The sequence below is a fragment of the Bradyrhizobium sp. BLXBL-03 genome (assembly GCF_051853015.1).
GTDB lineage: Bacteria > Pseudomonadota > Alphaproteobacteria > Rhizobiales > Xanthobacteraceae > Bradyrhizobium > Bradyrhizobium manausense.
This window is the reverse complement of record NZ_CP182470.1, coordinates 8,000,520-8,021,035: the sequence shown is the minus strand read 5'-3', so window position 1 is coordinate 8,021,035 and position 20,516 is coordinate 8,000,520. Positions and strand designations below refer to the sequence as shown.

At 66.1% G+C, this 20,516-nt stretch carries 13 protein-coding genes; 6 read left to right on the top strand and 7 right to left on the bottom strand.

Going from position 1 to position 20,516, the window contains the following annotated elements; genetic code table 11:
- Positions 1-38: 38 nt before the first annotated feature.
- Together ACNJX9_RS37810 and ACNJX9_RS37805 are read right to left on the bottom strand one after the other, a co-directional pair.
- The gene (locus ACNJX9_RS37810) at positions 39-1,727 is read right to left on the bottom strand and encodes an ATP-dependent DNA ligase (RefSeq protein ID WP_439407161.1); all 1,689 of its coding nucleotides are present in this window, start codon (positions 1,725-1,727) and stop codon (positions 39-41) included.
- On the bottom strand, positions 1,724-2,761 hold the full coding sequence (locus ACNJX9_RS37805) for a ligase-associated DNA damage response exonuclease (protein WP_439410206.1): 1,038 nt from the start codon (positions 2,759-2,761) through the stop codon (positions 1,724-1,726). Before ACNJX9_RS37805 ends, ACNJX9_RS37810 begins: the two co-directional genes overlap by 4 nt.
- A gap of 133 nt (positions 2,762-2,894) precedes the next feature.
- On the opposite strand from ACNJX9_RS37805, the gene ACNJX9_RS37800 reads away from it, so the two are divergent.
- The 4 genes from ACNJX9_RS37800 (at position 2,895) to pdeM (ending at position 8,616) form a co-directional block, all read left to right on the top strand.
- Positions 2,895-3,821 carry a methyltransferase domain-containing protein gene (locus ACNJX9_RS37800; RefSeq protein ID WP_439407159.1) on the top strand — a complete coding sequence of 309 codons (927 nt, stop codon included), beginning with the start codon at positions 2,895-2,897 and terminating at the stop codon, positions 3,819-3,821.
- 114 nt (positions 3,822-3,935) lie between these two features.
- A complete protein-coding gene (locus ACNJX9_RS37795; RefSeq protein WP_439407157.1) occupies positions 3,936-5,165 on the top strand; it encodes an ABC transporter substrate-binding protein in 1,230 nt (409 codons plus the stop codon).
- Positions 5,166-5,328: 163 nt separating this feature from the next.
- A complete protein-coding gene (locus ACNJX9_RS37790; protein ID WP_439407156.1) occupies positions 5,329-7,902 on the top strand; it encodes a ligase-associated DNA damage response DEXH box helicase in 2,574 nt (857 codons plus the stop codon).
- Positions 7,903-7,944: 42 nt separating this feature from the next.
- Positions 7,945-8,616 (top strand): ligase-associated DNA damage response endonuclease PdeM, encoded by a 672-nt coding sequence (pdeM, locus tag ACNJX9_RS37785; protein ID WP_057745972.1) that lies wholly within the window; start codon positions 7,945-7,947, stop codon positions 8,614-8,616.
- A gap of 113 nt (positions 8,617-8,729) precedes the next feature.
- Here pdeM and ACNJX9_RS37780 read toward each other — a convergent pair whose 3' ends face one another.
- Positions 8,730-9,593, bottom strand: a complete 864-nt coding sequence (locus tag ACNJX9_RS37780; protein WP_057746801.1) for a LysR family transcriptional regulator — start codon at positions 9,591-9,593, stop codon at positions 8,730-8,732.
- Positions 9,594-9,690: 97 nt separating this feature from the next.
- On the opposite strand from ACNJX9_RS37780, the gene ACNJX9_RS37775 reads away from it, so the two are divergent.
- Positions 9,691-10,602 carry a DMT family transporter gene (locus tag ACNJX9_RS37775; protein WP_439407154.1) on the top strand — a complete coding sequence of 304 codons (912 nt, stop codon included), beginning with the start codon at positions 9,691-9,693 and terminating at the stop codon, positions 10,600-10,602.
- A gap of 12 nt (positions 10,603-10,614) precedes the next feature.
- Positions 10,615-11,388, top strand: a complete 774-nt coding sequence (locus ACNJX9_RS37770) for an MBL fold metallo-hydrolase (protein WP_439407152.1) — start codon at positions 10,615-10,617, stop codon at positions 11,386-11,388.
- Between the two features lie 107 nt (positions 11,389-11,495).
- On the opposite strand, the gene ACNJX9_RS37765 is transcribed toward ACNJX9_RS37770, so the two are convergent.
- The 4 genes from ACNJX9_RS37765 to ACNJX9_RS37750 all read right to left on the bottom strand — a co-directional run bounded on the left by ACNJX9_RS37765 (position 11,496) and on the right by ACNJX9_RS37750 (position 20,485).
- A complete protein-coding gene (locus tag ACNJX9_RS37765) occupies positions 11,496-14,969 on the bottom strand; it encodes a hypothetical protein (RefSeq protein WP_439407151.1) in 3,474 nt (1,157 codons plus the stop codon).
- A gap of 259 nt (positions 14,970-15,228) precedes the next feature.
- A complete protein-coding gene (locus ACNJX9_RS37760) occupies positions 15,229-16,962 on the bottom strand; it encodes a thiamine pyrophosphate-requiring protein (protein WP_439407149.1) in 1,734 nt (577 codons plus the stop codon).
- Between the two features lie 44 nt (positions 16,963-17,006).
- Complete coding sequence (locus tag ACNJX9_RS37755) at positions 17,007-18,674, bottom strand: alpha/beta hydrolase (RefSeq protein WP_439410205.1); 1,668 nt, start codon at positions 18,672-18,674, stop codon at positions 17,007-17,009.
- A 92-nt stretch (positions 18,675-18,766) separates the two neighbouring features.
- Entirely contained in the window at positions 18,767-20,485 is a 1,719-nt protein-coding gene (locus tag ACNJX9_RS37750; RefSeq protein ID WP_439407148.1) for an FAD-dependent oxidoreductase, read from the bottom strand.
- Positions 20,486-20,516: the final 31 nt, after the last annotated feature.

Genomic DNA, 20,516 nt, shown 5'->3' with positions numbered 1-20,516 from the left:
GGTCACGGCGGGGGACATGGGGAACCCACAACAGGCCGTCAATGGCCGTCTGCGGAGGCTGCGACCTTAATTGTTGGTAGGGATTCGTCCGCTTTCAGCATCTTCTCCAGCGTCTCCAGCCGGTCGGCCTCCCGCGGCGGCTTGTCCCAGCGCAGGCGGCTGATGCGGGGGAAGCGCATGGCGACGCCGGATTTGTGCCGCGGCGAGCGCTGCAGGCCCTCGAACGCCACCTCCAGCACCAGCCCCTTGTCGCCTTCGTGCACGACATGGCGGACGGGGCCGAACTTTTCCGTGGTGTTGCGGCGGACGAAACGGTCGATCTGCAGCAGTTCCTCGTCGGTGAAGCCGAAATAGGCTTTCCCCACCGGCACCAGTTCCTCGCCATTGTCGGTTTCGGTCCAGACACCAAACGTGTAGTCGGAGTAATAGGACGAGCGCTTGCCGTGGCCGCGCTGCGCATACATCAGCACGGCATCGATGATGTGCGGATCGCGCTTCCACTTCCACCACTGCCCCTTCGGCCGTCCCGGCAGATAGGGCGCATCGCGCCGCTTCAGCATCACGCCTTCGACGGCGTCGGCATCCTCGCCGGCGCCGGCCCTTGCGGGATCGGCGCGCGCGGCGGTGAGCGCATCCCAGCTCGCGAAGGGGATGGTGGGCGAGAGATCGAGGCGGGGATCGTCGAGCTTGCCGATAAAGGTCTCAAGTCGCTCGCGCCGCTCGGCGAAGGGCAATTCGCGCAGATCGTTCTCGTCATCCCCGAGCAGATCGTAGGCGCGCAAGTGAATCGGAAAATCCTTGATCAGCTTCGGCGAGACAATTTTGCGGTTGAGCCGCTGCTGCAGGACGTTGAAACTCTGCACGCGGCCTTCGCGCAGGATCAAGAGCTCGCCGTCGATCGCGCCGGGCAGGCGCAGCGACGGCACGAGATCCGGAAAGCTTCCCGTGATGTCCTCGCCGGTGCGCGAATAGAGCCGCGCGGTGATCTGCCCGTGCTCATCGCGGCCGGCGACCGCCTGCACGCGGATGCCGTCCCATTTCCATTCGGCGATGTAATCGGCGGGATCGAGTGAAGCAAAATCACTATCCTCGATCGCATGCGCCAGCATCACGGGCCGGAACGGCGCGGGATCGCGATTGACTGGCTTTTCGGCGCGACCTTCCAGCCAGGCGAACAGGTCGAGATAAGGCGGGCTGAGGCCCGGCCAGAGCAGCTCGACCTCATGGGGATCCTTATCCCCAAGCGCCGCGGCTGCCGTCTTCGCCAGCCGCGCGGAGATACCGATGCGCATGGCGCCGGTGACAAGTTTCAACAATGCCCAGCGGCCGGTCTCATCGAGCTCGTCCAGCCAGCGCTCGAGCTGCTTCGGTAGCTCGGTCTTGCCGAGCGTGCGCAGCGTGGTGACGACCTCGGTCAGGGTCGGGGGCGGCGGGTTGTTGTGGGCGGCCAGCGCCGTCTTCGGCCACATCAACGCGACCGTTTCCGAGAGATCGCCGACATAGTCGTAACTCAAGCCGAACAGCACCTCATCGGTGCGCGATGCGATGAGATCGCGGATCAGCGCAGGCTTGGCATGCTTGAAGCTGAGCGCGCCGGTGAGCGCAGCGAGCGCGTAGCCGCGGTCGGGATCGCCGACCTCGCGGAAATAGCCTTGCAGCAAACGCAGCTTGTTGTTGCGGCCGGGCTCGTAGGCAAGGCGGTCCAGCAGTTCGGCGAAGCGGTTCATGCCTCGGCCTCGCTTCGCGCCGGAGGCTCGCCCTCGTCCTCGTCGCCATAGCCGACGAGATCGAGCGGCCGGGCGCGCAGGCCTTGCGTCTTGCACCAATGTACCAGCGCATCTTCCTGGCCGTGGGTGACCCAGATCTCGCCGGCGCCGGTCGCCGCGATGGTCGCGGTGAGGCCGTCCCAATCGGCGTGATCGGAAATCACCAGCGGCAGCTCGACACCGCCCTGTCGCGCCCGGGCGCGCACGCGCATCCAGCCCGAGGCGAAGGCGGTGACGGGATCGGGGAAGCGCCGGGCCCAGATGTCCGATGTCGCCGAAGGCGGCGCGAGCGTGATGGTGCCGGCGAGTGCCGCCTTTTTCATGCCCATCGCCGGCCGCCGCTCGCCGAGGTCGATGCCGCGGCTTTGATAATACGCGGTGATCTTCTCCATCGCGCCATGCAGATAGATCGGCGCGTCATAGCCTGCCTTGCGCAGCAGCGCGATCACACGCTGGGCCTTGCCGAGCGAATAGGCGCCGACGAGATGGGCGCGCTCGGGAAACAGCGCGACCGAGGCCAGCAGCTTCTTCACCTCGAGGGCCGCATCGCCGTGCCGAAACACCGGCAGGCCGAACGTCGCCTCGGTGATGAAGACATCGCAAGGCACCAGCTCGAACGGGGCGCAGGTCGGGTCGGGCGCATCCTTGTAATCGCCTGATGCGACGATGCAGGTGTCCTTGGCTGTCACCGCGATCTGCGCCGAGCCCAGCACATGGCCGGCCGGGTGAAACTTGACCTTGACGTCGCCGAGCCGGAGCTCTTCGCCATAGCTGATGACTTGCGTCGAGCCGGCAAAATTCTCGCCGTAGCGCAGCCGCATCATGTCGAGCGTTTCCTGCGTCGCCAGCACGGCGCCATGGCCGGCGCGGGCGTGGTCGGAATGGCCGTGGGTGATCAATGCCCGCTCGACCGGGCGGATCGGATCGATATGGAAGCCGCCGGGCTTGCAGCACAGGCCGTCAGCAGTTGGCAGCAGGATGTCTTGCGGGCGCATGATCGTCATATAGGAACATCGTGCTCCAAATTAACCCGTCATGCGCGGGCTTGACCCGCGCATCCATCCTCTTAAAGAGGTCTTTTTTGATGGATTGCCGGGTCAAGCCCGGCAATGACAATCGGTTCCTGCAATGCCGCTCCGCCTGTTCCTGACCTCCGGCGATCTCATGGCCGACCGCCGTTTCGAGTTCGCGCGCGACCTCCAGCTCAAGGGCGACCTGCCCGCCGCCGCCGATCTCTTGGAGCAGGCGATCGAGCTCGCCCCTGACTTCACCTCGGCCTGGTTCACGCTTGGCGAGATCCGCCAGCAGCTCGGCGAGCGCGACAAGGCCATCGCAGCGTTCCGGGAAGCGCGGCGATCCGACCCCGAGGATCAGCACGGGGCCGGTCTCCATCTGATGCGGCTGGGCGATACTGAAATGGCGGAAATGCCCAAGGCCTATGTGCAGGCGCTGTTCGACCAATACGCTCCGCGCTTCGAGCATGCGCTGATCAACGATCTCGGCTATCGCGCTCCTAGCGTGATCTTCAAGGCGGTGCTGGCCGCGCGCGTCGCGGCGAAGAAGCCGGCCTTCTTCAAGCGCACCATCGATCTTGGCTGCGGCACCGGGCTTGCCGCGGCAGCCTTTGCCAAGCAGGTCGACCATTTCATCGGCATCGATCTGTCATCAGGCATGATCAAGGAGGCACGCGCCACCAACCTCTATGCCGAGCTCGAAGTCGCCGACATGGTCGAGGGCCTGCGCACCAAGCCCGATGCCAGCGCGAACCTCGTCGTCGCCGCGGATGCGTTCGTCTATCTCTCCGATCTCGCGCCTGTGCTGAACGAGGCCAGGCGCGTGCTCGTATCAGGCGGAGTGCTCGCCTTCACGCTGGAGACGCATGACGGCGATGGCATCGTGCTCGGCGAAGGCCTGCGCTATGCCCATTCGGCGGAATATGTGCGGGGTGCGATTGCGAAGGCCACCCTGAAGCTCGTCACGCTTGAGCCGTGCTCGCCGCGCAACGAGAACAACGAGCCGGTGCGCGGCCTCGTCATCGTCGCCGAGAAAACTTGAGTCTAGGCGCTAAACACCCTGCAATTCAGCGTCATTGCGTTGCAAAGCGGCGTCTTCGGACTTGCGAGCTGCGCTGCGTTCCCAGCACAATGCGCAGAACCAGGGAGAGAAACAATGACCAGGAATCCATCGCGGCGCGATGTCAGCGCCGCCGCGTTCGCCACCATCGCCGCATCCGTTCTGCCCGCGCCCTATGTCCGGGCCGCCGAGAAGAAATACGATGCCGGCGCCAGTGATACCGAGATCAAGATCGGCCAGACCGTGCCGCATTCCGGTCCCGGCTCGCTCTACGGCGTGCTGGGGCGCGTCGGCGAGGCCTATTTCCAGATGCTCAACGAGGGCGGCGGCATCAACGGACGCAAGGTCAACTTCCTCACGCTCGACGATGCCTACAGCGCGCCGAAATGCGTCGAGGCGACGCGGCGCCTGGTCGAGCAGGAGGAGGTGCTCGCGCTCTACGGCTCGCTCGGCACCGCGCCGCAAACCGCCGTGCACAAATATCTGAACGCCAAGGGCGTGCCGCAGCTGCTGCTCAACACCGGCGCCTCGAAGTGGAACAATCCGAAAGAGTTCAAATGGACGATGGCGGGGTTGCCGCTCTATCCGACCGAAGCGCGCATCCTAGCGCGACACGTCATCAACGTGAAGCCGAATGCCAGGATCGGCATCCTCTACCAGAACGACGATTTCGGCCGCGATTTCCTTGGGCCCTTCAAGAAGGTGCTGGCGGATGCCGGCGGCACGGCGCAGGTGATCATGGAGCAGACCTACGATCTCACCGATCCGACGGTCGATTCCCAGCTGATCAACCTGTCGAAATCGGGCGCGGACGTTTTCTACAACATCTCCACCGGCAAGGCGTCGTCGCAGTCGATCCGGAAAGTGGCCGAGCTCGGCTGGAAGCCGCTGCAGCTGCTCTCGGCCGGCTCGACCGGCAAATCCATCCTCAGCGCCGCGGGCTTCGAGAATGCCAAGGACATCGTCTCGATCAGCTATGCGAAGGATGCCGGGCCTGGCCGTTGGGAAAAGGACCCGGGGCCCATGGCATTCGAGGAGCTGCGCAAGAAATATCTGCCGAACGTCGCTCCTGACAACACCATCGCCTATGCCGGCTACGGCCAGGCCGTGACCATGGGTGAGATCCTGCGCCGCTGCGGCGATGAGCTGACGCGGGCCAATGTGCTGAAGCAGGCCTCAAACCTCAATGGCTTCCACTCGCCCTTCTTCCTCGATGGCGTCACCTACAGCTACACACCGGACGACTACACGCCGATGAAGACGCTGTTCATCCAGGTCTTCAACGGCAAGGATTGGGAGGTCTCCGACAAGCCGGTGGTGGAGTAGCGGGTCTCCACAATCGAGATGCCGTAGGGTGGGCAAAGGCGCCCTTGCGCCGTGCCCACCATTCCTCTCGATTGTAAAAATGCGTGGGCACGCTTCGCTTTGCCTACCCTACGAGACCTCCTCCCCCTCGACGAACCCGCCCCCACGGCTTACCTCTAACGCCGTGCCGCCCCGCATCCTCAAAATTCCGGCCGAGCCGGCCCCGCTGCTGCCCGACCGTTTCCAGCAATGGTTTGCGGCCCGCGGCTGGACGCCGCGCGAACATCAGCTCGCGCTGCTGGAAAAGGCGCGTGAGGATCGATCGGCCTTGCTGATCGCTCCGACCGGGGCCGGCAAGACGCTGGCGGGATTCTTGCCGACGCTGGTGGAACTGAGCTCTGCGCCGGCGACGCCCGCGAAATCCCTCGTCTCCACCGGCCGCAGCGTGCAGCGCAGCGCCGGTCTCCACACCCTCTACATCTCGCCGTTGAAAGCGCTCGCCGTCGACATCGCCCGCAACCTCGAGCGCCCCATCGCCGAGATGGGCCTGCCAATCAAGGTCGAGACCCGCACCGGCGACACGCCGGTGTCGCGGCGCCAGCGGCAGCGGCGTTATCCGCCCGACATTCTGCTGACGACGCCGGAGCAGCTCGCGCTGCTGCTGTCCTCCGACGATGCGCCGTTTTTGTTTTCCTCGCTGAAGCGCATCGTGCTCGACGAGCTGCATGCGCTGGTGACGTCCAAGCGCGGCGATCTGCTGTCGCTCGGCCTTGCACGGCTGTGGCGTCTCGCCCCGCAGATGCGCGCGATCGGACTGTCGGCGACCGTGGCGGAGCCGGAGCAGCTCGCGCGCTTCCTGGTGCCGCAGCCCGAAGGCAAGGAAGTTGCCGCCGATATCGTCGTCGCCGGCGGCGCCGCGCCGCCGCTGGTTCAGATGCTCGACACAAGCGAGCGCCTGCCCTGGGCCGGCCACAGCGCGCGTCACGCGCTCCCCGAAATCTACGAGCTGATCAAGCAGAACAAGACCACGCTGGTGTTCGTCAACACCCGCAGCCAGGCCGAGATGCTGTTCCAGAATCTCTGGAGCATGAACGACGACGGCCTTGCCATCGCGCTGCATCACGGCTCGCTCGACGTCGCGCAGCGCCGCAAGGTCGAGGATGCGATGTCGGCAGGACGCTTGCGCGGCGTGGTCTGCACCTCCTCGCTCGACCTCGGCGTCGACTGGGGCGACGTCGATCTCGTCGTCAATATCGGCGCGCCCAAGGGCTCCTCGCGCCTGATGCAGCGCATTGGCCGCGCCAATCACCGTCTCGACGAAGCCTCCCGCGCCGTGCTGGTGCCCGCCAACCGCTTCGAGGTGCTGGAATGCCGCGTCGCCATCGATGCCATCGCCGAGAATGCGCAGGACACCCCGCCCTTGCGTACCGGCGCGCTCGACGTGCTGGCCCAGCACGTGCTCGGCTGTGCCTGCGGCGAGCCGTTTCTCTCCGATGAACTCTATGCCGAGGTCCGCACCGCCGCGCCTTATGCCGACCTGTCGCGGCAGGATTTCGACGACGTCGTCGATTTCGTCGCCTCCGGCGGCTACGCGCTGAAGACCTATGAGCGCTTCGCCCGCATCAAGCAGGACAAGGAGGGCCGCTGGCGCGTCGCCAATCCAAAAGTGCGGCAGAGCTACCGGATGAATGTCGGCACCATCGTCGAGGACGACATGCTGAAAGTGCGGCTGGTGCGCTCGCGCGGCGGCGGTCACGGTTCGACGGGGGTGATCGCGCGCGGCGGCCGCTTGCTCGGCGAGATCGAGGAGGCCTTCATCGAAGGCCTCAGTCCGGGTGACACTTTCGTATTCTCCGGCGAGGTGGTGCGCTACGAAACCCTGGTCGAGGATCAGGTCTATGTCTCGCGCGCGCATGACAAGGACCCGAAAGTGCCGTCCTATATGGGCGGCAAATTCCCGCTCTCGACCTATCTCGCCGAACGCGTCCGCCGTCTGCTCGACGACGGGCGTGCTTGGGGTGGCTTGCCCGAGCAGGTGCGCGACTGGTTGTCGCTGCAGAAGGACGTCAGCCGCGTGCCTGCCGTGCGCGAGCTGCTGGTGGAAAGCTTTCCGCGCGCCAACAAGCACTACATCGTCTGCTATCCCTTCGAGGGCCGCCTCGCGCACCAGACCCTCGGCATGCTGCTGACGCGTCGGCTCGAGCGCGCTCGCGCCCGGCCGCTCGGCTTCGTCGCCAATGAATATGCGGTTGCGATCTGGGGGCTCGGCGACCTCTCTTTCATGATCAGGGACGGCCGCATCGATCTCGACGGGTTGTTCGATCCTGATATGCTCGGCGACGATCTGGAGGCCTGGCTCGCCGAATCCGCGCTGATGAAGCGCACCTTCCGCAACTGCGCGATCATCTCCGGCCTGATCGCGCGCCGCCACACCGGCGAAGAGAAGAGCCGCCGCCAGGTGCTGTTCTCGACCGACCTCGTCTACGACGTCCTGCGCAAGCATCAGGCCGATCACGTCCTCCTGCGCGCCGCGCGCGCCGATGCCGCCACCGGCCTATTGGATCTGCGCCGCCTCAGCGACATGCTGATGCGCATCCAGGGCCGCATTACCCACCGGGAACTCGACCGCGTCTCCCCGCTCGCCGTCCCCGTGATGCTGGAAATCGGCCGCGAGTCAGTTTATGGCGAAGCTGCAGACGAGCTGCTGGCCGAAGCCGCGGATGAACTCGTCAAAGAGGCGATGGATAGAAGCGGGTAAGACGTGACGGCAGGCGCGCTGATTTCGGGGGATGACGAGGACATGCGCGTTTCCAGAGTCACCATCATCAATGTGACCTTCGCGGCCGATCTCTCCGGCGCGCTGTTCTGGGACGAGCAGCGCCTGCTGGTCGTCTCCGATCTGCATCTGGAGAAGGGCTCGAGCTTCGCCACCCGCGGCGTGCTGCTGCCGCCCTACGATACCGTCGCGACACTTGGCCGGCTCGCTGCTGTCATCTCCCGCCATAATCCCAAAACGGTCATCGCGCTCGGCGACAGCTTTCACGATCGCACCGCGCATGAGCGCCTGTCCGCGGAGGACCGCGATGCCGTCGCCGCGCTACAGAGCGGCCGCGACTGGATCTGGATCTCGGGCAATCACGATCCGATGCTGCCGCGCGATCTCGGCGGTACCGTCGCCGACGAAGTTGCTGTTGGCCCCATCACCTTCCGCCACGAGCCATCAGGCGCGCCTGGCGAGATTGCCGGCCATCTGCACCCCAAGGCCCGCATCTCCGCCCGCGGCCGATCGATGGAGCGACGCTGCTTCGCCAGCGACGGAATGCGCGCCGTGATGCCGGCCTTCGGCGCCTATGCCGGCGGCCTCAGCATCCGCGACGCCGCGTTTGCAAGGATCTTTGCGAAGACCGGCTTTGTCGCCCATCTCCTCGGCGATCGCCGCGTGCACGCGATAGCGGCGTCAAGGTGTTACTGAAGGCGCTGCTCTCGTAGGGTGGGCAAAGCGTAGCGTGCCCACCACCTGCTAATTATTGAAGGATCGTGGGCACAGCGCTTCGCGCCTTTGCCCACCCTACGCATCTCGCAAGCTCACGCCGCCTTCGCCTGCACGTCCTCGCAGAACTCCGCCAAGCGATCCGCCAGCCGCAGCGTCGCGGGGCTCGCATTGGGCGAGGCCATCAGCGCCACCTCCGTCTTGTTGATCGGCGCAAAGCCGTCCTTCGCGGTCAGCACGCGGTGGTCGGACTGGATCGACATCTCCGACAGGATGCTTAAGCCCATGCCCGCGGCCACCGCGGCCTGGATGCCGGAGAGACTCGATGATGTGTAGGCGGTGTGCCAGGCGCGGCCCGCGCTTTCCAGCGCGTGGATGGCGCCGGCGCGATAGACGCAGCCGAGCGGAAAGCCGATCAGGGGCACTGATGGCACGTCGACGTCGACCGGATGGCTCTTGCTGGTGACCCAGTGCACCCGCTCCGGCCACACCGCGATCGCGCCCTTCTCGCCGGCCGCGCGCTTGTAGAGCGCGAGATCGAGCTCGCCGCGTTCGAGATCGCGGGCGAGGTGCTTGCTCTGGTCGGCGCGCACGTCGAGGCGCAGGCCCGGGTGCGAGCGCGAGAACGTGCCCAGCAGCTTCGTCAGCCGATAGGCCGCAAAATCCTCGGGGATGCCGAGCCGGATCGCGCCTTCGCCGCCCGGCTGGCGCAGCACGTCGCGCGCCTCTTCCGCAAGCGAAAGCAGCCGCCGCGCGTAGGACAACAGCCGCTCGCCGGCCTCGGTCGGGCGCACGTCCTTGCCGTCGCGGTGCAGCAGCACCTGGCCGACATCCTCCTCCAGCCGCTTGATCTGCTGGCTCACGGTCGACTGCGTACGGTGGACGCGCTCGCCGGCGCGGGTGAAGCCGCCGGCCTCGACCACCGAGACGAAGCTGCGCAGAAGCTCGAGATCGAGCATATCAGCCTCCATTCGAAAACCAACTGATCCGCAGTTAATCATTTAATTTCCAAATGGCAAGCGGCGTCCCTAGATCGGGGGTTCAGGAGAATGCCTCATGTCGCTTGCGCCTTCGATTTCGGTTCCCCGCACCCGCTTCAACACGCTGCCGCTCGCCATCGGCCTGTTCTGCTTGCTCTGGAGCTACGCCTTCGTCGCCGGCAAGATCGGCGTCACCCATTGCCCGCCGCTGATCCTGCTCGCCGCGCGCTTCTCGCTGGCCGGCATCCTGATCCTGGGTGCCACGCTGATCCGTGGCGAAGCCTGGTCACTGTCCTGGCGCGACGCCGCGATCTTCGCGGTGCTCGGCATCGCCAACAACGCGCTCTATCTCGGGCTCGGCTATACCGGCCTGCAATCGGTCTCCGCCGGCCTCGGCGGGCTGATCGTCTCGACCAATCCGGTGTTCACGGCGGCGCTCGCCGCACTGTTGCTCGGCGAAGGCATGACCTGGCGCAAGGCGAGCGGCCTTTTGCTCGGCGTCGTCGGCGTGACGGCGATCGTGTGGCACCGTCTCTCGGTCGGCACCGACAGCCCGCACGGCATTGTCTTCACGCTGGCCTCGCTCGCCTCCATCGTTTCAGGCACCATTCTGTTCAAGCTGCTCGCGCCGAAGGGCTCGTTGTGGATCGGCAATGGCGTGCAGAGCCTCGCAGCGGGCATCGTGCTCGCGCCGATCGCGTTCACCTTCGCGCATGTTCGCGCGATCGACTTTACCCCGGGCCTGATTGGCGCCTTCGCCTTCCTCGTGCTCGGCGGCTCGATCCTCGCCTCCTGGCTCTGGTTTCATCTCCTGAAAGTGTGTGGCGCGACCGCGGCCAGCGCCTATCATTTCCTGATGCCGCCGCTCGGCATGCTGTTCGCGTTTCTCGTGCTCGGCGAACACGTCGAGGCGCGCGACCTCTTCGGGATCATTCCGGTGGCGCTCGGCATTTACCTGGTGACGCGCCCGGCAAAGCCGGTGGTGTAAGAGGAGTTCCGCATGCCCGTTTCAATCACCCTGATCGGCGGCCCCACCGCCTTGATCGAGATCGACGGCTTTCGCCTGCTCACCGATCCCACCTTCGATGCGCCGGGCGCCTATCAATTGCCGCATGTGAAGCTGGAGAAGACCACCGGCCCGGCGGTGAAGGCCGATGCGATCGGCCCCATCGATGCCGTGCTGCTCAGCCACGACCAGCATTCGGACAATCTCGACAATTCAGGGCGCGTCTTCTTGCTGAAAGCACCACGCGCGCTGACGACGGAGGCCGGCGCCAAACGCCTCGGCGGCCATGTCGAGGGCCTCGCGCCCTGGGCAACCGCGCATCTGAAGGACGACGACGGCAACACGCTGACCATCACCGCGACACCGGCGCGTCACGGCCCTGCCGGCATCGAGCCGTTGTCGGGCGATGTCATCGGCTTCGTGGTGCAATCGAGCCGCAAGGACACGAGCGCGGTCTATATCAGCGGCGACACCACCTGGTTCGACGGCGTCGCCGAAGTTGCGCGCCGCTTCAAGTGCGGCGTGGTGCTGCCGTTTGCCGGCGCCGCGCAAACGCGTGGCCCGTTCCATCTCACCATGGACACCAACGACACCATCGAGACCGCGCGCGCCTTTCCCGATGCGATGATCGTGCCCGTGCACACCGAAGGCTGGGCGCATTTCCGCCAGAACGGCGAGGATTTGCGCAAGACGTTTGACGTGCTCGGGTTCGGGCCGCGGCTGCGATTGCTGGAGCCCGGCGTGCCGACCGTGATCGAGGCGCCGTGATGCAGACTGTCATTCCGGGGCGATGCGAAGCATCGAACCCGGAATCTCGAGATTCCGGGTTCGGTCCTGCGGCCCGTCCCGGAATGACTGATGATAGCTAACCGCGTTCAATGCGCCGCCGACGCCGTCTTCTTCGTTGCGACCGGCTTCGGCGCGGGCTTGGTGGCCGCCTGCGGGGCGCTGTCCCAGCCGCCGGCGGGCGTCGCCACGTTGACGGCGTCGTCGGGCTGCGGCTCGGCGCTGAAGGTCTGGATCGCGAGCTTGGCGGCGGCGAGCGATTGCGGGTCGAGGCGCTTGGCGACATCGTCGCGCTTGCCGGCCGCATCGGCATCGCCCTGGGCGGCCGCCAGGCTGAACCATTTGTAGGATTCGGCGAGGTTCTGCTCCACGCCGATGCCGCGGGCGTAGAGGATGCCGAGGTTGAACTGGCTGTCGGCGACGCCGCGGTCGGCGGCTTTGCGGAACCACTGCGCCGCGCTCTTGTAGTTGGCGCCGCGTCCGCCACCGTCGGCGTCGAGCACCGCGAGATTGTGCATCGCCTTGGCGTTGCCGCGTTCGGCCGCCTGCGTGTAGTAGCGGCGGGCGATGTCGGCGTCCTTCTTCACGCCCAGGCCCTTCTCATAAAGCGTGCCGAGGCGGAAGGTTGCGGGCACCACGCCGGCCTGCGAGGCGCGGTCGTACCACTTGGCGGCTTCGTCGTAATTCGCAGCGACGCCCTTGCCCTCGGCAAAGCGCACGCCGATCTCGTAGGCCGCGGTCGCATCGCCCTTCATCGCAGCGACGCGCAAAGCGGGACCGGCGATGCCGTCAGGCAGCTTCTCGCTCGGCGGGATCTGGACCACGCCGAGCCGCGCGCGGCTGGTGCCTGACAGCGCGCCGGTGACATCGCCGTTCGCCGCGGGCGGAAGCGGCGCTGCTGCGGGCGCGGGGGGAATTTCGACCGAAGCCGTGCTGCCGGAGCTCGCCGCCGGCGCGGCATTGTTCAGGGACTGCTTGCCGATCGGTGTCGGCGAGGTCATCGACGGCGTGACCTGCTCGGGCGGCTTGCTCTCGACTGGCGGCGGCGCCTGCGGTGCCTGTTGGCTGGTATTCTCCATCGCCTGCGGCGCCGGCGGCACGCTGCCGCCTTCGAGCAGGTTCATCGCCATCTTGAAGGTGCCGAGCACGATCACGACCACGCTGGCGCCGACCAGCAGCGAGCGGATTTTCGAGGTGATGGTCGAGCCGCCTTCCGAAGCGGCGGCCTGGGCTTTGCCTTGAGCCTTGTCCTTGCTGCGCGCCGCGATCGCGGCCTTGACGCCGCGGGCGGGCTTTTCCTGTGGCTGCGCGGCGGCGGCCTGTGCGGCGCGGCGCGCGGCTGCGATGAAGCTCGACGACGACACCGGCTCCTTGGGCGCAGCCGGGATTTCGCTGATCGCGCTTTCGGACGCGGCAATGCGCTCGGACGTCGTGGCGGGGCGGCCGCCCGGACGCGTGCCCGGCTCGAGCGGATGATCCGGCGGCAGTTCGGGCGCGATCGCGGCGCGCACTGGGGCGGTGTGCGGCTCGAGGATCTCGCTGATCGCGCGCGGTGGCAAAGGCGGTGTAGCTTGCTGCGCCACCGGCACCGGTGGCGGCGCGGTGGGGGCGGCGGCGTGGAATTCGCGCGGCGCGGCGACGAAGCCGGAATGCGCGTGCGGCTGGGCGGCGGGATTCGGCAGCTCGGGCTTCGGATCGTATTTCGGTTGCGGCGGTTGAGGCTGCCATTGCTCGCGCGCCATCGGCACCGGCTCGACGGGAGCCGCCATCGGCAATGGCGCGGCCACCGGCATCGGCGCAGGCGCGGGCGGCGCGGCGCGCACCGCGCGCAGGTCGCCCTCGATCATGGCGAGGCGATCGACGACGTGGCCGAGCGTGTTGTGCACGGCCTCCAGCGAATCCTGGGTGCCGCGGTTGGTCTCGGCCTGGCTGAAACGGATGTCGGACAGCTCGCGCCTGACGAGATCGACCATGCCGGAATCGGGCGGCGGCGCTGAATTGCGGCTCTCGGCCAGCGCGGCATAGGTCGCCTGCTGCCGCTCGAGGTGGTGCAGGATGTCGTGCAGCCCGTCCTCGACACGGCTGAAATTGCTGCCGCGCTGATCCGAGGCGGACTCGAGCCGCTCCAGCAGATAAGAGACGCGCTGCTCGAGATGCGCAAAGGTCGAGGCGGAGTCGTTGCCGACCTGCATGCGGTCGAAACGGTCGGACAGCGCGCGGATCGCGGCTTCCAGATGTTCGGTGCTCTCGGCAGGCGCCGGCCGCTCGCGCGTTTCCAGCGCGGTCGTGAGCGCGGCGATGCGCTGCTCCAGCACCGCAAAGCTGTCGCCGCGGTCCGAGGCGCGATTGAGCTGATCGACCTTGGATGACAGCAGCTGCACGTCCTCGGCGAGGCGGGCCAGCGCTTCGTTGGAGGCGACGTTGGAGACGATGCCGCGCAGCGCCGAGATCGCGCCTTCGAGCTGGCGCACCGTCGAGGGATCGTCATTGGCGCGCAGGATCAGGTCGAGCTTGGCGCCGAGATTGCGGATCGCCTCGTCGTAGCCGGTGAGCTGCTCGGCCGGCGTCAGCGTGCGCAGCACCTGCTTGATGTCGGAAAGCGCGCGCTCGATGCCTGACAGCACCTGGCCGTCGGTCCCGTTGGAGCGGGTCTCGTCGATGCGGCGGTGCAGCGAGCGGATCTCGTTCTCGATCGATTCGATCGCGCGCCGCGGCATCGCCTCGGTGATGACGTTGCGGATCTCGGCTAGCTCGGCGCGGAAGCCGTTGATGGCCTGCTCGGTATGGTCAGGCCGCTGCAGCGACTCGATCTGGCTGGTGATCTTGAGCAGATGGCGCTCGAGCGCGGAGAAATCCGGCCCCGCCTGCGGTGGCGGCGGAGCATAGACAGGCGCAGACGGAGCGATCGGCGGCGCAGCGCGCGGCGGCACCTGCCGCGGTGCGAATCCGTCAAGCTCGCTTTGCCGTGCGGTGATCTCGGCGACCGCGACGTCGAACGAGGCGGGACTCAGCGGCGGCGAGTTGCGATAGACCTGCGCGGCCGCGCGCTCGACCGCATCGGCCTGGCGATGGCGCGTTTCAACGGGTGAGGGCGCAGGCGTCGCGCGTGGCGCCGGAGGCTGCTGCGGCTGCGGTTGCTGCGGCCGCGAGATCTGCGACAGGCGGGCATCGAGCCGCGAGATCGCATCGTTGAGCTGGCGGGCCACGCCCTGCTCGCGCGAGACGTCTCTTTCACGGGAAGAGTCTTGGCGCGGCGCGGCGGGCTTCGAAATCCGTTCGATCTGCCGGGTGATCGCGTCGAGCCGCTGATGGATATCGGCGACTTCGCGACTCGCCTGACCAATTCCTTGGTTCTGAATGTCCTGCTGCTGCGAACGCGGATCGTGACGTTGATCCTGACGCGGCTGTTCGTAAGGGCTGCGAAAGTTCGGCGGGGCCGTCTCGCCGAGCGTGGAGTTCAGCCAATCGTTGAGTGACATGCCGGCACGGCGGGCAGCGGCTTCGGCCCGCTCCCTGACGGATGGATCGATACCGTCAACACTCCACGATACGCGCGAATTCATGACTCTGTCCGGTTCCGACTCCGCGCCCACCCGACGCCTCCAGTCTCCCCACGCGTGCCGCTTGCGAGACAATCGAATTCGGCGCGGGTCGTCTGCCTCGAAGTCTGACTTTTGTCGGTTACGGTAAATAACGGGTTAAGGAAGCCGTCGCCGGTGTCTTAAAGTTGGGCGGCGGGAACCCGGGGGAAGTTGGGCGGTGGGGAACCGGGGGAGTCTTGTAGCGCTCATTGGTTGCCCAATAACCGTGTCATGCCCCGCCCTACAGCGGCACGAGGTCGACATGCAGGACGGCGGTGCATCCCGCGTCGACCGCGCGGAGACAGCGGGTGATTGCTTCATCAAGCCGATTCGGATCGCTCACCCGTTCGCCATGAGCGCCGAAGGCACGGGCAATGTCGATGAAATGCCGCTGCTCGTCCTGGCGTCCGGTCCGAAGCCTGGACAGGAACGCGTCGGCCCGCTGCGCTTCTCCGTCGGGATAAACCCGTTGCACTGCGGCCTTGACGGCCTGCCAGCCGCCATTGTCGAGAATGACGGTGAAGATCGGCAGCCGATATTGCTGCGACACGGCGTAGACGGTATCCGGCGCGGCGAAGTGGAAAGCGCCGTCGCCGACGACCTGCACGATCCGGCGCGCCGGATCGGCCAGCTTCAGTCCGAGCGCCATGCCGCCGCTGAAGCCGAGCCCGCCGCCGGCCAGACCCACATAGGTCAGAGGCTTGGTGCGGCGCAGCTGCTGCTGCAGGACCGGTGCGTTGCGGACGGCCTCGTTGAGGACGACGTCGTGTTCCGACAAGAGTGCCTGCAGCCGCGAGAAAAGGAAGGCGGGATTGATCGCGCCCGATTCGCCTCTTTCCGTGGCCGCGGCTCGTCGCCTCGCCTGGCCGGCCTCGCGCAGTGGCTCCCAGCTCTCGATCCGGCGACGCACTTTCCTGCGATAGTCGTCATCGCCGCGCGCTTCGACGGCCTCCAACACCTGTCGCAGGATGATCGCCGAATCACCGGCGATGCGCAGGTCGGTGGCAAAGCCCCACATCGGGATATCGGCCTTGAGCGGATCGATGTCGATCTGGATCCAGCGCAGCCCATCCGCGGCCTTCACGGACTGCGGGACGAAGGGCACGTCGGTATCGACGAGCAGGCCGAGGTCGGCATGGGCGACCAGGGCGGACGGATCGCCACCGGCGAAGCACGGCGAGTCCTGGGGAATGTTCACCGTCACCGGATTGAATTCGGCGACGCGAATGCCGCAGGCAAGCGCCAGCCGTTCGAGCACCGCGACGGCATCTGGATTGCGGCCGAGATAGGCGGTCAGCGCGATCGGATTCTCGGCCGCCATCAGCGCTTCAGCCACTTCATGCGCCCGCGCCGGCTCGATCCCGCCGGCCTTGACCGGGCCATACCGCGCCGGCGGGTAGGCGGGCATTTGCTGCGCGTCCCAGCTCTCCGCGAGGGTCTCGCGGGGCAGCATCATGTAGACCGGCCCCGGTGGATCGCTGTGCATGAACGCCGCCGCACGTGCCAGCGCCTCCTTCACGACCACGCCCGATGGCAGCGTGTATTCCCATTTCACATAAGGGCGTACGATGCTCGCCTGATCGAAACTGTCCTGGACGAAGTGGACATAGGTGTCGCGCGATCCCCTGAGTTCGCCATGCAGGGTGAACGGCGCCCGGCCCGCCAACAGCATGACCGGCAGCCGATAGCGAAACAGATTCTGGATCGCCATGCACGCATTGGCGGTGCCGGCATCGACGTGGACGAATACGGCCTGGCCGCGGCCTGTTGCGAACGCATAGCCGGCCGCCATGTGGACCGCGACCACCTCGTGCGGACACAGGATAACCTCGGGATGCCGTCGTCCCTCTTTGTCCCAGCGCGCGATCTCCTCGATCAGCGAGACGTGGTCGGTGCCGAGATTGGCAAAGATATAGTCGACCCCGAGGTCAACGAGGGCCTCGAGGAAGTAGTGCGCGGTGCTGTAGGTCGTCATGGCAGCTCAGCTTCTGATGGCACGCAGCGTATGGCGGAGCGGACTCAGACCGCAGCTTGCGTCGCTGTTCCGGCCACGATGTACCAGGTGACCAGCAGGCCACAGATCAGGGCTCCGGGCAGTGACGTGCCGGTACGTCGCCACGTGAAGGTCGAGATTACGGCAATGGCGGCAAGGAGCGGGATGAACTGAATGCCGATGATGGTCGAGAGCGGTACGACCGGCGAGGCCGGGAACGGATTGATCAATTTTCCACCAAGCCACATCGCCAGATATTGGCCGCCGATCAGAATGAAAATCCCGAGCGAGAGCACCAGGATGGTCGTGACATAGTGACCCATCGCCGGCGCATCGAGCCGGCTGAAATTGGCGTGCAGCGCGCGCAGCGCGACGACAAAGAAGAGCGTAAAGGGAACCAGATAGATCAGCATGATCGTCAATTGCGTCGCACTCGGCAGTTTGAGCGCCACGACCCAGAAGCGAAAGTCGATCTTGAACAGGAGGTCGGCAAGCCAGACGGTCACAACGCCGACAGCGACCGTCGCCAGTGCGATCAAGACGGCCGGCCCCGCAATACCCTTGCGGGCGATACGCCGCGGCATGAACGGCAGCAGCGCCAACGTAATCGCCGTGTTGAGCAGCGCCCAGATCGCGATCTCTGTCGTGAAAGCCTGCGGGAGGACGCGCGATGCCGGCAGCCACGCATTTCCGATCGCAAAGGCGGGATAGTAAGTGATCGCAGGCAGCAGCGCAGAAATCCAGAACACGGCCCACCAGCGTCCGCCTTTAGGCAGCGCGACACTCGTCGCATCCGAATGGACCGGCCCGGTCCGAAGCGAAGCAAAGGCCGACGAGGTCAGCAGCAGGTCGAAGACCCCGAGCAGCAGAACAAAGAAGCCGATGAGGGCGATCAATGTGCCGATCTCCTTGCGGAGCCAGATCTGATCGGTCGGCGGCAGCGGCGTGCCGCCGGCGAGCGTCTTGCTGAACCAGTCGAGGCTGTCACCGATGGCTTCGTGCGAGAAATGATCGGCCGGATGCGTGATGGCCGGGGTATAGAGAACCCGCGCCGTGCCTTTGCTGATGTCGCCATAAATCCTGCCGGGCTCGATCGGGACCGCAGCACTGAACACGGCGGCAAGCTTTTCCGACCGAGGAACATTCCTGGCATACTCGCTGCCCCACATGATTCCGGAGAACTCGTCGTATTGCGAGAACACCACGGCGAGGTTGCGCGGCCAGGTCGGCGTGCCATCGGCTGCAAAAGGCTTTCCGGTGGACGAGCCCTCCAGCACCAGCGACTTGTAGGCATCCGGCATCGCTGCAGCCGCGGCAAGAATCGTCCAGCCGCCCATCGAGTGGCCTTCAAGGCCGATGTTCTCCTTGTCGACATAAGGCAGGCTGCGCAGATAGGCCAAGCCGTCGGGACCGCCGAAGCCGTGCGCGAAAGCGGGCGGATCACTGTAGCCGTGGCCGGTCTGGTCCAGTGCAACGACGACATAGCCGCGTCTGGCGAGCTCGATCGCAAAACCGTCCTGAGTCTCGCGCGAGTTGATGTAACCATGGACCGCGAGAATGCCGGGCGCGGGGCTCTTCTCGCTTGCATTTCGCGGAATATAGACCAGGGCGCTCATGGTATTGCCCGCGGCGCCCTTGAAGCGCACGTCTTCGATACGAATGCCATTGGTCGTCTGAGTGAAATAGGCCAGCATCCCACCCAACAAGATGAGAACGGCTCCTATCGCAGCCATCGTTCTTTGACGCATTGTGTCCCCCCGTTGAAACAAGAAAGCCGTATGTCCGATCAAGCAATGTGAGCAGCCGCTGCTTCTCCCGCAGAATCGTGCTCACGGCTGCCCGGCTCGGAAGCTGCTCCCCGCAATCGCTCGAACAGCCGATCAGGATCCCGCGGCGCCGCCAGGCCGCGCCAGGCAATGTGCGTATCCGGGCGCACCATCAGCAGATTCTCGGCAAAATCGAATCCTGCCCCGGCCCGATCGACGTCGAGCACCGTCAGGGGGACGCCCGAACGCGCGGCTGCGTCCACCAGCGGTGCGGCATCGATGGTTTTAGCGAATCGCACCAGCGTATAGGCGGAGCCGAGCGCATCGAGCAGCGAACGTCCGTCAGTCAGCCAGACGTGCGGCGCGCGGGCGCCCGGCACGGTCGAGGCTGTGAAGCTGCCCATGCTGTAGGGCGGCGGCGCCTCGCCGTCATAGGCAATGATCGGTGACCGGTCGTAATAATAGCCGAAGTTCAGGCCTGCGCAGCAATATTGCTGGACGTTGAGATCGTAGGCGGCCTGGCCGACCTTGCTGCGCGCGGCATCGCCTGCCTCGCCGTCGATCTCGACCTCGGGCGGCACCGCGCGGCGTTGCCCCATCACGGCAAGCGCATGGTTCATCGCGAAATGCGACACCTGCTCGGTGATCGGCTGGCGCTCGGCCTCGTAGGCGTCGAGCAGCGCAGGGCTCGCCCAGCCCTGCAGCACGCCCGCAAGAATCCAGCAGAGGTCGACGGCGTCGGCGATGCCGGCATTCATGCCGTAGCCGGCATAGGGAATCCACAGATGGGCCGCATCGCCGCAAATGAACGCACGGCCGTCGCGGAAGCGATCGGCGACCAGGCGTCGCCCGACCCAATCCTCCTTGCTGATGATGTCATATTGGAAGCGATCGTCGACGCCGAGAATGGTGCGCAGCGCCCAGTCGCGATCGACGCTGTCGAACTCGAGCTCATCAGGTGCGAGATGGTTGTGGATCAGCCAGAAGTCGCGGCCGTCGATCGAAACAGTCGTGCCGCAGCGGCGCGGATTGAGCGACATGGTCATCCAGGCCGGCTTCTGGGTGATCAGATCCTTCAGCGCGGGAGCGCGGATGTGGGTGGACTGCACCCGCTGCACGACGTCGGTGCCTGACAGCCGCGAGCCGATCAGCCTGCGCACGGTCGAGCGGCCGCCGTCGCAGCCGATCAGATAATCGGCCGCGATGGTGATGGTCTGGTCATCATCCAGGGCCTGCGCCCGCGCCACAACGCCGTCTGCGCCCTGATCGAAATGCGCGACCTGAACGCGATTGAGAATCCGGATTCCCGGCCGGGCCTCGGCGGCCGCAAACAAAATCGGCTCGAGATAGATCTGGTTGATCCGGTGCGGCGGCTCGGGTGTCGGCCAGTCGGTATCGGGGCCGCCGGTCGCGGTGTAGCGATCGGCGCGACAGGGAATCGGGATCCGTGTCAGCTCGCGCCCGACCACGGCGGTGCGATAGGCGCAGTCGTTCGGGAAGTCGGCCGGCAAGCCGCCTTCGCGCACCTCGCGGACGATGCCGAGGCGGCGGAACACCTCCATCGAGCGCGCGGAGACGTGGTTGCATTTGACGTTCGGTGGCTCGCCGGGCGAGCGGATTTCGGCGACGACGACGTCGATGCCGCGGGAGGCGAGATCCATGGCGGCGGTCAAGCCGACTGGCCCCGCGCCGACGATCAGGACCTGTGTCTGCAAAACCTGGGTCTGGATGTTTCTCATGTCATTTTCTTCTCGCGTGTTCTCGACCTGG

What these genes read in the sequence shown, in the direction of transcription:
- ACNJX9_RS37750 (WP_439407148.1), bottom strand. Translation starts at nt 20,485, where the DNA reads ATGAGAAACATCCAGACCCAGGTTTTGCAGACACAGGTCCTGATCGTC.
- ACNJX9_RS37795 (WP_439407157.1), top strand. Translation starts at nt 3,936, where the DNA reads ATGACCAGGAATCCATCGCGGCGCGATGTCAGCGCCGCCGCGTTCGCC.
- pdeM (WP_057745972.1), top strand. Translation starts at nt 7,945, where the DNA reads ATGCGCGTTTCCAGAGTCACCATCATCAATGTGACCTTCGCGGCCGAT.
- ACNJX9_RS37760 (WP_439407149.1), bottom strand. Translation starts at nt 16,962, where the DNA reads ATGACGACCTACAGCACCGCGCACTACTTCCTCGAGGCCCTCGTTGAC.
- ACNJX9_RS37765 (WP_439407151.1), bottom strand. Translation starts at nt 14,969, where the DNA reads ATGAATTCGCGCGTATCGTGGAGTGTTGACGGTATCGATCCATCCGTC.
- ACNJX9_RS37780 (WP_057746801.1), bottom strand. Translation starts at nt 9,593, where the DNA reads ATGCTCGATCTCGAGCTTCTGCGCAGCTTCGTCTCGGTGGTCGAGGCC.
- ACNJX9_RS37805 (WP_439410206.1), bottom strand. Translation starts at nt 2,761, where the DNA reads ATGCGCCCGCAAGACATCCTGCTGCCAACTGCTGACGGCCTGTGCTGC.
- ACNJX9_RS37810 (WP_439407161.1), bottom strand. Translation starts at nt 1,727, where the DNA reads ATGAACCGCTTCGCCGAACTGCTGGACCGCCTTGCCTACGAGCCCGGC.
- ACNJX9_RS37775 (WP_439407154.1), top strand. Translation starts at nt 9,691, where the DNA reads ATGTCGCTTGCGCCTTCGATTTCGGTTCCCCGCACCCGCTTCAACACG.
- ACNJX9_RS37770 (WP_439407152.1), top strand. Translation starts at nt 10,615, where the DNA reads ATGCCCGTTTCAATCACCCTGATCGGCGGCCCCACCGCCTTGATCGAG.
- ACNJX9_RS37800 (WP_439407159.1), top strand. Translation starts at nt 2,895, where the DNA reads ATGCCGCTCCGCCTGTTCCTGACCTCCGGCGATCTCATGGCCGACCGC.
- ACNJX9_RS37755 (WP_439410205.1), bottom strand. Translation starts at nt 18,674, where the DNA reads ATGCTGGCCTATTTCACTCAGACGACCAATGGCATTCGTATCGAAGAC.